This is a genomic window from Clostridium folliculivorans (assembly GCF_024341905.1).
GTDB classification, from domain to species: domain Bacteria; phylum Bacillota; class Clostridia; order Clostridiales; family Clostridiaceae; genus Clostridium_AR; species Clostridium_AR folliculivorans.
Window position 1 is genome coordinate 144794 of the sequence record NZ_BQXY01000008.1, and the last position, 10557, is coordinate 155350.

At 31.5% G+C, this 10557-nt stretch carries 11 protein-coding genes; 8 read left to right on the forward strand and 3 right to left on the reverse strand.

The window, feature by feature from the left end; genetic code table 11:
* Positions 1-72: 72 nt before the first annotated feature.
* Positions 73-435 (reverse strand): sulfite exporter TauE/SafE family protein, encoded by a 363-nt coding sequence (locus OCU55_RS19275; RefSeq protein WP_261853920.1) that lies wholly within the window; start codon positions 433-435, stop codon positions 73-75.
* A gap of 128 nt (positions 436-563) precedes the next feature.
* Between OCU55_RS19275 and OCU55_RS19280 the strand changes: the two genes are divergently transcribed.
* Positions 564-854 carry a putative quinol monooxygenase gene (locus OCU55_RS19280; RefSeq protein ID WP_261853921.1) on the forward strand — a complete coding sequence of 97 codons (291 nt, stop codon included), beginning with the start codon at positions 564-566 and terminating at the stop codon, positions 852-854.
* A 210-nt stretch (positions 855-1064) separates the two neighbouring features.
* Here OCU55_RS19280 and OCU55_RS19285 read toward each other — a convergent pair whose 3' ends face one another.
* Together OCU55_RS19285 and OCU55_RS19290 are read right to left on the reverse strand one after the other, a co-directional pair.
* Positions 1065-1715 carry a flavodoxin gene (locus OCU55_RS19285; protein WP_261853922.1) on the reverse strand — a complete coding sequence of 217 codons (651 nt, stop codon included), beginning with the start codon at positions 1713-1715 and terminating at the stop codon, positions 1065-1067.
* Positions 1715-2290, reverse strand: a complete 576-nt coding sequence (locus OCU55_RS19290) for an NAD(P)H-dependent oxidoreductase (RefSeq protein ID WP_261853923.1) — start codon at positions 2288-2290, stop codon at positions 1715-1717. The genes OCU55_RS19285 and OCU55_RS19290 overlap by 1 nt, the downstream gene beginning before the upstream one ends.
* Before the next feature lie 338 nt (positions 2291-2628).
* Between OCU55_RS19290 and OCU55_RS19295 the strand changes: the two genes are divergently transcribed.
* The 7 genes from OCU55_RS19295 to OCU55_RS19325 form a co-directional block, all read left to right on the forward strand.
* Positions 2629-3387 carry a MurR/RpiR family transcriptional regulator gene (locus OCU55_RS19295; protein WP_261853924.1) on the forward strand — a complete coding sequence of 253 codons (759 nt, stop codon included), beginning with the start codon at positions 2629-2631 and terminating at the stop codon, positions 3385-3387.
* Positions 3388-3535: 148 nt separating this feature from the next.
* The gene (locus OCU55_RS19300; RefSeq protein ID WP_261853925.1) at positions 3536-5125 is read left to right on the forward strand and encodes a PTS transporter subunit EIIC; all 1590 of its coding nucleotides are present in this window, start codon (positions 3536-3538) and stop codon (positions 5123-5125) included.
* 90 nt (positions 5126-5215) lie between these two features.
* Entirely contained in the window at positions 5216-6541 is a 1326-nt protein-coding gene (locus OCU55_RS19305; protein WP_261853926.1) for a 6-phospho-alpha-glucosidase, read from the forward strand.
* Positions 6542-6549: 8 nt separating this feature from the next.
* Complete coding sequence (locus tag OCU55_RS19310; protein WP_261853927.1) at positions 6550-7032, forward strand: PTS sugar transporter subunit IIA; 483 nt, start codon at positions 6550-6552, stop codon at positions 7030-7032.
* 352 nt (positions 7033-7384) lie between these two features.
* Positions 7385-8641 (forward strand): 4Fe-4S dicluster domain-containing protein, encoded by a 1257-nt coding sequence (locus OCU55_RS19315; RefSeq protein ID WP_261853928.1) that lies wholly within the window; start codon positions 7385-7387, stop codon positions 8639-8641.
* Positions 8642-8752: 111 nt separating this feature from the next.
* Complete coding sequence (locus OCU55_RS19320; RefSeq protein WP_261853929.1) at positions 8753-9787, forward strand: DUF362 domain-containing protein; 1035 nt, start codon at positions 8753-8755, stop codon at positions 9785-9787.
* Between the two features lie 362 nt (positions 9788-10149).
* The coding region (locus OCU55_RS19325; protein ID WP_427847081.1) for an IS1/IS1595 family N-terminal zinc-binding domain-containing protein at positions 10150-10557 on the forward strand (408 nt) is incomplete at its 3' end.

A 10557-nucleotide genomic window follows, 5' to 3' on the forward strand; every position in this document is an offset into this window, starting at 1 on the left:
AATATTAATATCAATATAAGATAGTTAAAAATTAATAAATTCTTGGAAAGTAACACGCCAAGAATCCATTAATTATTTTCCAAAGAGCATCTTCAAGGATATTATAAGCATAAAAAGTGCAAAGCCTTTCTTTAACATATTAGGGGAGATAGCTTGCGCAATTTTGCCACCAAGGATGCCTCCGATAAGCACAGTAATACAGATGATTATTCCTGCTTTTATATCAACATCACCTTTTTTATAATATTCTAAAAAAGCCAATAGACCTACTGGAGGAAGTAATACAGCTAATGAAGTTCCTTGTGCCATTAATTGAGAAAAGTTACAAATATAAATAAGAGCGGGAACTATTATTACTCCGCCTCCAATTCCAAAAAGTCCACTTAGTATACCAGCTGAAAGGCCAATTAAAATAAATGGTATTATATTAAACATTATGATTACCTCATTTATAAAGATTAATAGTACTTAGTTATAGTATTCCACAAAAGAAAATTAATATTAAATTATACTTAGTATTATGTTGAAACTAAATAATAATAATTAATTAGGAGTGAAGAAAGATGATAGTTAAAAGCGTTACTTTTTATATTAAACCAGAATACGTAAAAGAGTTTATTGAAGCTACTTTAGAAAATCAAAGAAATTCAATAAAAGAAAAAGGGATTAAAGCATTTGATTTCTTACAAGATTCCGAAAATGAGAGTAAGTTTTTACTTTATGAAGTATATGAATCTGATGATGCAATGGAGGAACATTTAGAAACAGAGCATTTTAAAAAATGGATAAATACTGTAGAAGGATATTTCTTAAATCCAAGAGAGAGAAGTGTATATATTCCTGTAAGTAAATAAATTTATTTTGTGTCTAAAAGCTATATTGAAATTAAAGTGTCACTCACATGATATTTAAATGAATTGCTAAAAGAATTTATATGATTTAAATTTGGAAAACCTAACTGAAGAAGGTCGCTTCAGTTAGGTTATTTTTACTGTTTAGAAAGGTATAAAACTTTTAAGCTAGCGAAATCTGGATATTCCAATAGGATTAGAAGTTTTTTATGGCTATAAAGTATTTTTTAAAGGAGTGGAATATAACTGCTCTTTACTTACCGAAAAGGTTTTTGCAAACTCAACCCAACCATTATCTGCAGAAGCGATAAACTCAGATTTGGGAAAATTAGGTGATATAAAGAGGCTTTCTTTAAAGTCATGTTTATTATTTACAATATCTTCGTTTAATTCAATGAAAGCATTATATACCTCTCGTTTTATATCACTGTTTATAGGAATTATATCTTTAGTTAATTTCATAAATTCACCAGCACCTATGCCTACCCCAAATCGCCATATGAATCCTGTCTTAAGGCAGAAATTTTCAAATAGGGCCATTGCATTTTTAGTTTGAATTCCTTCAAAAAAACCGCAGTTTACGATAGCATATATTTTAGGCTGTTTAGTAATATTTTTAGAAAATAGTTCGAGGGCTTCTAAAAACTCAATTACTGAAGATGGCAAGGTGTCAACATATAAAGGAAAAGCAATCACAATAGCATCTGAGTCTACAACCTTCCCATAATCCAATTGGTCATTCAGTGAGAAGTAATTTGTTTCTTTTATAGTATTTGATGTTATCTTACATAATTCATCTATAAATGTTTTAGATGCACTATTTTTCCCCCTGGGGCTTCCATTTATAAAACATATTTTTGCCATTACACTTCTCCCCCTATTTTCTTAATATTATTTAATACCATAAGAACTGAAGCTTCAATCTCTTCCTGTTGTCTGCATATTTGAGTTTCAGCTTTCTCAGCTTGAAAATTTATAGCATTGGCTTGATTTAAGCTTTTAAAGTCCTGTTCTTCTTTTGGTGTAATATCTTCGCCATAACCTACAAAAAGTAAATCTGGATATCTATCATAGCGTGGTGCATGATGCATTTCTCCATTTACTTCTTTAAAGAAAGGAAGTATTTTGCATATACTCCTATCCAATATTTTTTTCATCTTAGGACTATAGCCGCCATATTTTACTTCATTAAGAATAATATAAAGATCACTATTTACATCCTCTTTAGCTATATCTCGGGTTATGTCATCAAATATACATAGGCCTGGTGTTTTTACCCAACAATTGAAGCAGCCTATACATTTTTTCATTTCAGCTTCACTAACATTATAATGTTTGTAATCATAGTTATTTTCTTTTAAAGCTTTTAACAAAGCTTCTTCTAAAGCATTTCCGAGTGAGGTTTGATTTGAACTATCACTTACCATTAAAATTTCCATAAACTTCCTCCTGATATATAAGTTAACACTGTAAACTTTATAAAATAATTATACAACGTTGAAGTTTACACTGTCAACATTGATTTTATAAATTACCTAAAATAACTTTGCTTGCGATTAGTAATAGTAATTATGTTATAAAAGTTATATTTTCAGCTTGAAGAGACACATCTTTAACAATATTATTTTATTTGATAAAGAATACTGATAATATAGTACATATATAACTTAAAATCTAAAGACTGAAGTAGTTTATATATATAAGTTAAAATATAAATTCATTAGGAGATATTTAGAACTGTGTATGTTTAATATCTTTGTTAGGGGAAGGTTGAAAGATGAAAGCTGATCTAAGTAAAATAGTTAATAATAAAAAAATTACTGCTTTAGAGGAGCAAGTACTTGAATATATAATTGATAATATTGATAATGTTATGGATATAGGGGTAAGAGGGGTAGCTGGTGAAAACTATACTTCTACATCCACAATTATGAGGCTTTCAAAGAAATTAGGGTTCACCGGATTCATAGATATGGTCTACAATATAATACCACTTGTAAGTAATAAGAATACAGGAACTGTGGAGAAATCTGAAGCTCTAATAGGTACAGATATTAATTTTTTATTTAAGTACATTGAAGAAGAACATGTAAACAAGTTTATTGAATTATTAACAGGCGGAACAAAGAAGTATATATTTATATATGCAAGAGGTTATTCTAAGATAGCTGGGGAGTACTTCAATAAAAAGATGTTAGGGATAGGGATAAAAAGTATATTAATAGATTCTATAGGAAGTTTTGAGAATAATCTAGAAGATATGGAAATGCTAATAGTAATATCTAAATCAGGAGAGACTAAAGAGGTATTAGATAAGGTTGAAGTAGCAAAAAAGAAAAATAAAGTAGTTGTTTCTTTTACTAAAGAAGTTGAAAATAGTATCTCAGAACTTTCAGATGTTTCTTTTAAGATATTTGATATGCATAAATTAGATGACAGCAATATGCTTCCCAATTCCTTTTTCGCTAATATGCTTATGTTCATGGAATACTTAATTTATAGATATTATGAAGAAACAAATATTAAAAAACAATAAAAAATCTATAGATGCGCTAAATTTGAGAAACCTGTTATCTTTTATGCTAACAGGTTTCTTAGTGCTTGCAATCCATTTCAAAAAAATGAAAACGTATATATAATAATCACTGTAAGAGAGAGAAAAAATAATTTAAGAGGTGGAGAATATGAAGGACAAGATCATGAATGCAATGCAAAGATTTTCAAAAGCTATGTTCATTCCCGTACTAATACTTCCAATCGTAGGTATACTAATAGCTTTCGGAAATATTTTAACAAATGCTAAGTTAGCAGAATACGCACCATTCCTAAAAAATAATTTAATCTTTGGATTTGGTAAGATACTGTCTGGTTCATTAGTTCCTATACTATCAAATCTTGGAATAATCTTTTGCGTAGGTTTAGCAGTAGGTCTTGCAAAAGAGAAAAAAGCAGAATCAGGGTTCACATCAGTTTTAGTTTATTTAATATTTAATAATGCAATGAATATATTCCTTAGTTTATCAGGTAAGCTAGTAGCTGCTGATAAGTTAAGAGGTTCTGGTCAAGCGGTGGTTCTTGGAACTCAAGTTTTGGACATGGGAGTTTTCTTAGGAATAATTTTAGGTATTGTAGTAGCTTATGTTCACAATAAGTATTGCAAGAAAGAATTTGAAGGAGCTTTCCAAATATATGGTGGTTCAAGATTAGTATTTTTAATACTTATTCCAGTAGTAGTTATACTAGCAGTTGTACTTTCATATGTTTGGCCATCAGTACAATGGGTAATTTCAAGCTTAGGCTACTATATACAAAAGAGTGGTAACTTCGGAATATTTATGTATGGAATGCTTGAAAGACTTTTAATACCAACAGGATTACATCACTTAGTTTATACTCCATTCCTTTATAGTCAGCTTGGAGGAGTAGAAACCATAGGAGGAAAGGTAATCGAAGGAGCAAGAAACATCTATTTTGCACAAATAGCAGACCCTTCAATAAAGGTTTTGTCTGGTACAGTTATATGGGATGCTAGAGGATTATCAAAAATGTTTGGATTAGTTGGAGCTTGCTTAGCTATTTATCATACTGCTGATGCTGACAAGAAGAATAAAGTTAAAGCAATACTTATACCAGCAGTGGTAACATCAGTAATAGCTGGAGTAACTGAACCAATTGAGTTCTCATTCTTATTCACAGCACCATTACTATTTGGAGTGCATGCAGTACTAAGTGGACTTGGAATGGTAGCTTTAAATATATTAAATGTAAGAGCAATAGGGCCAAATGGACTTATAGACTTCTTATTATATAACTTACCTTTAGGGATAGAGAAGACACATTGGCCAATGTTTGTTTTGGTAGGTATAGTACAATTTGCAGTTTACTACGTAATATTTAGATTCTTGATAGTTAAACTTAACTTAAAGACTACTGGAAGAGAAGACAGTACTGAAGAAGTTAAGCTTTATAGTAAGAAAGATTACAAAGAAAAAAATTCAGTTGAGCAAGGAACTGAAGGGAATTATCAATCAAATGAAGCTTTGGTAATTATAGAAGCTTTAGGTGGTAAAGACAATATTAAAAAGGTAGATAACTGTTTTACTAGGTTAAGATTGATTCTTGAAGATACCTCGAAGGTTGATCAAAATACTTTAAAAGGAACAGGTGCAACAGGAGTAGTCATAAAGGGAGAAAATGTTCAGGTTATCTATGGATTACATGTAACTAGAATCAGATCCATAGTAGATGAAGCATTGGGGATTGTTGGAGAATAGCCTGTTAACATAGTATCTCTAATAAAGATCAATAAATCTTAATAATAATTTTACACCTAATTCAGAAAATAAAAGGAAGAGGTAATATATATGAAAAAACATTCTATTGTTATTGCAGGAGGAGGAAGTACTTTCACTCCAGGAATAGTTATGATGCTACTAGACAATCTACACCGTTTTCCAATTAGAAAATTAAAACTTTACGATAATGATGGTGAGCGCCAAGGTATTATTGGGGAAGCTTTAGAAATAGTATTAAAAGAAAATGATCCAGAGATTGAGTTTTCTTATACAACTGATCCACAAGAAGCTTTTACAGATGTTGATTTCTGCATGGCTCATATTAGAGTTGGAAAATACGAAATGCGTGAAAAAGATGAAAAGATTCCTCTTAAATATGGAGTAGTTGGTCAGGAAACCTGTGGTCCAGGAGGAATTGCTTATGGAATGAGAAGTATAGGTGGAATGTTGGAATTAATTGATCTTATGGAAAAATATTCGCCAGATTGCTGGATGTTAAATTACTCTAATCCAGCTTCCATAGTTGCAGAAGCTTGCAGAAGATTAAAGCCAAATTCGAAAGTATTAAATATCTGTGATATGCCAGTAGGAACCCTTCGTCGTATGGCAGGCATCGTGGATTTAGAACCAAGTGATTTAGAAGTTAAGTACTTTGGATTAAATCACTTTGGATGGTGGACTAGCGTTAAAGATAAACAGGGAAATGATCTAACAGAGAGAATAAAAGCATATGTTGCTGAAAATGGATATCTTACAGTAAAAGAGGTAGAAACACAGCATACAGATCCAAGTTGGCAGGAAACTCATAAAAAAGCGAAAGACTTACTAGCGGTAGATCCAAGCTTTTTACCTAATACTTATCTTAAATATTATCTATATCCAGATTATGTTGTAGAACATTCCAATGCAGAATATTCTAGAGCAAATGAAGTTATGGATGGTAGAGAAAAGAGCGTATTTAGTGCTGCAAGAGATATAGTTAAGGCAGGAACAGCTAAAGGTGGAGAGTTCCATATTGATGCACATGCTACATTTATAGTAGATTTAGCTAGAGCAATAGCGTACAATACCCATGAAAGAATGCTGTGCATAGTTGAAAATAAGGGAGCTATAGCAAATTTTGATCCTACTGCTATGGTTGAGGTTCCATGTATTGTAGGTAGTGATGGACCAGAACCGTTAACTCAAGGAGAGATACCACAATTCCAAAAGGGACTAATGGAACAACAAGTATCAGTAGAAAAGTTAGTTGTGGAAGCATGGATAGAAAATAGTTATCAAAAATTATGGCAAGCTCTTACCTTGTCTAAGACTATACCAAGTGCTAGAGTTGCCAAGCTATTACTTGATGATCTTATAGAAGCAAATAAAGGCTACTGGCCAGAATTGAAGTAGAGATTAATATGTTTAAGAATTTATTTAAAAAGAAAACAAAAATACTTTATGCCTTTGCTGATGGCATAAGTGTAGATTTAAGTGAAGTAAAAGATGAGGTTTTCTCACAAAAAATGATGGGTGAGGGTATTGCTATAAAACCTAGCGATGATAAAGTGTTTGCTCCTTGCGATGGAACTATAGTTGCAGTTATGAAAGAGAGTAAGCATGCAGTTGGTATTAAGACCTCGGATGGAGTAGAGATGCTGATTCATGTTGGAATTGACACAGTAAATCTAAATGGTGAGGGTTTTGAGCTATACTGTGAAGAAGGTAAAACTATAAAGAAAGGCGATCTTCTTCTAAGCTTTGACAGAGAACTGCTAAAGAAGAAAAACTTAGATGATACTACGATGTTAGTGTTATCAGAGCTTAATAATCATGAAATTGTAGGCTTTAATACTGGCACAATTGTGAAATCTAAAGAAGGAACCTTAATTGAGTATATTTAGAAAAACAGACTAACAACTTCAAAGACAATCCTTAAAAATAAGTAGCATGAAAGTGCTGTGTTTAAAATCAGAGTTAAAACTTTAACTTAAATATTAATCTTTAACATAGTGCAAAATAATAATTAAAGACAAGGTATATATAAATTAGTAATTCTATAATTTATATATACCTTTTTCATATTTTTTCTTTGACTTGTAATATGTAGAAATGTAGAATTGAACTAATGAGTACAAAAATATTAGGTATATACTAGATTAATCCTTCAAATTAAATTTATATCTTTAAAATTATACTAATAATCCAGCGAAGATTTGGAGATTATGTAATCATCTTTAGAAAGGTTGTGGAATTATGTCTCATATTTCAAATAAAAACGCTTACAAGATGTTAGAAGAAAGAATTAATAGATTTCCCCAGGGAGCTCCACCATCAAAAACTCTTTATAAAATATTAAGTATGCTTTTTACTGAAAAAGAAGCGGAATTAGTTGCTATGCTTCCAATAAAGCCATTTACATTAAAAACAGCAAGTCAAATATGGAAGATGAGTGAAGTTGAAACTCAAAATATTCTTGAAAAGTTAGCTTCCAAGGCTATAATCATGGATATTGATTTTGATGGTAAAAAAGAATATTGCTTACCACCTCCTATGATTGGTTTTTTTGAGTTTTCGCTTATGAGAACTAGGGATGATATCGATCAGAAAACTTTATCGGAGCTGTACTACCAATATCTTAATGTAGAAGAAGACTTTATTAAGGATTTATTTTTAGGTACTGAAACTAGATTTGGAAAGGTCTTTGTTCAAGAAGGAGTTCTTTCAAGACAGAACGAGCTTGAGATAATGGATTATGATAGAGCTAGTAATGTGATTAAAGAAGCTAAACATATTGCTGTAAGTATGTGTTTTTGTAGACATAAGATGCAGCATTTAGGAGAAAATTGTGATGCACCTATGGAGACTTGTATAACGCTTGGCAATACAGCCCATACCTTGAGTAAAAATGGATATGCTAGAACTATAGATGCATCAGAAGGACTAGACATATTAAATATGGCATATGAACATAATTTAGTACAGTGTGGTGAAAATGTTAGAAATGGTTCTGTATTTATGTGTAATTGTTGTGGCTGCTGCTGTGAAGGAATGCTTGCTGTTAAAAAGTTTGGATACATGGCACCTATTCAAACTACAGCGTTTTTGCCTCAGGTAACCGACGAAAGCTGTGTAGGTTGTGGTAAGTGTTCCAAGGTATGTCCTATAGAAGCTATAAAAGTTGATCCTATAACTAAAAAAGCAAAAGTTGATGAGGGGATATGCCTTGGCTGTGGAGTATGTGTTAGAAACTGTCCTAAAAAGAGCATATACCTTAAGCACAGGGGTAAAGAGATAATAACTCCAGCTAATACTACTCATAGAATAGTTCTGCAGGCTATTGAAAAGGGGCAACTAAGTGAACTTCTTTTTGATAATAAAGCATTATTTAGTCATAGAGCTATGGCAGCAGTTTTTTCATCTATTCTAAAACTTCCGCCACTTAAGAGAGCTATGGCAAGCAAGCAGATGAAATCAGTATATTTAGATAAGCTTCTAAGGGATAAAGAGTAGATAAAATTTTCGATAGTAAAGTGTTTAATAGATAATTGTTGAAATATAGTATGCATAGCGTAATTTGCAAATATAAAATTTATGTGAGTAGTAAAGATGGAGGGAAAAGCTATGGCAAAGGTTTATTTTAAAGCAGTGGATTCTTATTCTAAGACAGAGGAGATAAGTAGTACTGCTAGAGAACTTTTAACTAAATTAGTAGAAGAGGAAAATGTTACTTTAGAAAAATTCATACCACTTAAGGTGCACTTTGGAGAAAAGGGGAACAACACTTTTATTCAGTCAAAGAATTATGCTGGAGTAATAGAATATCTAAAAGAAAAAAGTATCGAGAGTGCTTTTATAGAGACTAACGTGTTATATAGAGGGGAAAGAACTACTAGAGAAAAACACATAAATCTAGCAAAGGAACATGGCTTTACAGAGCTTCCAATAATAATTGCTGATGGCGAACATGGAGAAGCGTATTCCGAGGTTGAAATAAATAAGAAGAACTTCAACAAGTGTAAAGTAGGAAAAGAAATTGCAGATAAAAAGCAGCTTATCATAATGAGCCACTTTAAAGGCCATGCGTTAGCTGGATTTGGAGGAGCTATAAAGCAGCTAGGAATGGGATGTGCTGCAAGAGGTGGAAAGCTTGCGCAACATGCAAACTCCATACCTAAAATTAGTTACTTAAAGTGTAAGTCTTGTAAAGCTTGTGCAAAAAGGTGTCCAGAAAGTGCCATAACTGTGGATAAAAAAGCAAAGATAGATAAGGATAAATGTGTAGGATGCGCTTCCTGTATGGCTATATGCCCATATGGAGCTATATCAAATAGCTGGATGGCATCTATATCTAAATCCTTTAATGAAAGACTTTCTGAGTATGCTTATGCAGCAGCTAAAGATAAAGCTAATATCTATATAACCTTTGCATTTAACATAACAAAGAATTGTGATTGTGAAGGACATAGCATGAAACCAATTGTAAATGATGTAGGAGTGTTTGCTTCTACTGATCCTGTAGCCATAGATAAGGCATGTCTTGATGTTGTTGACAGAGACAATGGGAAAACTGTATTTAGAAGGGGAAGATATACACTAGATTATGCTGAGAAGATAGGACTTGGAAGTCAAAGCTATGAGCTGGTGGAAGTTAAGTAGATTAGAAGAAGTTTTTATTAGGTTACTTCCTAGGCTTACATTGAAAGCTAGATTTTTTAAACATATATTATTAAAATGACTGAAAAACCACTAAGTTTTTCAGTCATTTTAATTTGATCACTTTAAGTATCATTATCTCAATATCTTTATTAATAAAACTTATCCTATTGAAAGAATATCTTAAACTTATGTTTAAAAAAGGCTTATGCTCAAAAAAACTTATTGAAGAAGATAACTTCAATGAGTTTTTTTAGTATAAAATTATTTGTTAAATAAATGTTGGTAATGATTAAAAACATGAATATGTGGCAAGCATTAAGAGGATAGCTTAATTATTAAATTTTCATAGTGAGGTGTTCCTTTTGCTACAGCACGATGTTGAATTAAAAAAGTTTGATTTGCATACTAATGATGTTATAAAAAGAGATTTTTATAAAGATAGAGTTGTAGGATCTTGCCCAATTTGTGGGTCAAAGTGGCATATTAAATATGGTTTTTATAATGGAATCCAAAGATATAAATGCAAAGTGTGTGATAAAACTTTCTCACGTGCAACTAATTCATTGTGGAGTTATTCAAAGAAGAATACTAGAACCTGGATGGAATTTACTGAATTAATGACCGAAAATAAAACCTTAAAGTTTTGCGCTGAGAAGCTAAATATAAGTATTGGGACAGCTTTTTATTGGAGACATAAAATACTTAAGGCTCTAAGTATAGACTCAATTCCAGATAATCTATCAGGAGTTGTACATGTAGGGAAAGTTATT

Coding starts and splice junctions, on each gene's coding strand:
- OCU55_RS19275 (WP_261853920.1), bottom strand. CDS start 435: ATGTTTAATATAATACCATTTATTTTAATTGGCCTTTCAGCTGGTATA.
- OCU55_RS19280 (WP_261853921.1), top strand. CDS start 564: ATGATAGTTAAAAGCGTTACTTTTTATATTAAACCAGAATACGTAAAA.
- OCU55_RS19285 (WP_261853922.1), bottom strand. CDS start 1,715: ATGGCAAAAATATGTTTTATAAATGGAAGCCCCAGGGGGAAAAATAGT.
- OCU55_RS19290 (WP_261853923.1), bottom strand. CDS start 2,290: ATGGAAATTTTAATGGTAAGTGATAGTTCAAATCAAACCTCACTCGGA.
- OCU55_RS19295 (WP_261853924.1), top strand. CDS start 2,629: ATGAAAGCTGATCTAAGTAAAATAGTTAATAATAAAAAAATTACTGCT.
- OCU55_RS19300 (WP_261853925.1), top strand. CDS start 3,536: ATGAAGGACAAGATCATGAATGCAATGCAAAGATTTTCAAAAGCTATG.
- OCU55_RS19305 (WP_261853926.1), top strand. CDS start 5,216: ATGAAAAAACATTCTATTGTTATTGCAGGAGGAGGAAGTACTTTCACT.
- OCU55_RS19310 (WP_261853927.1), top strand. CDS start 6,550: ATGTTTAAGAATTTATTTAAAAAGAAAACAAAAATACTTTATGCCTTT.
- OCU55_RS19315 (WP_261853928.1), top strand. CDS start 7,385: ATGTCTCATATTTCAAATAAAAACGCTTACAAGATGTTAGAAGAAAGA.
- OCU55_RS19320 (WP_261853929.1), top strand. CDS start 8,753: ATGGCAAAGGTTTATTTTAAAGCAGTGGATTCTTATTCTAAGACAGAG.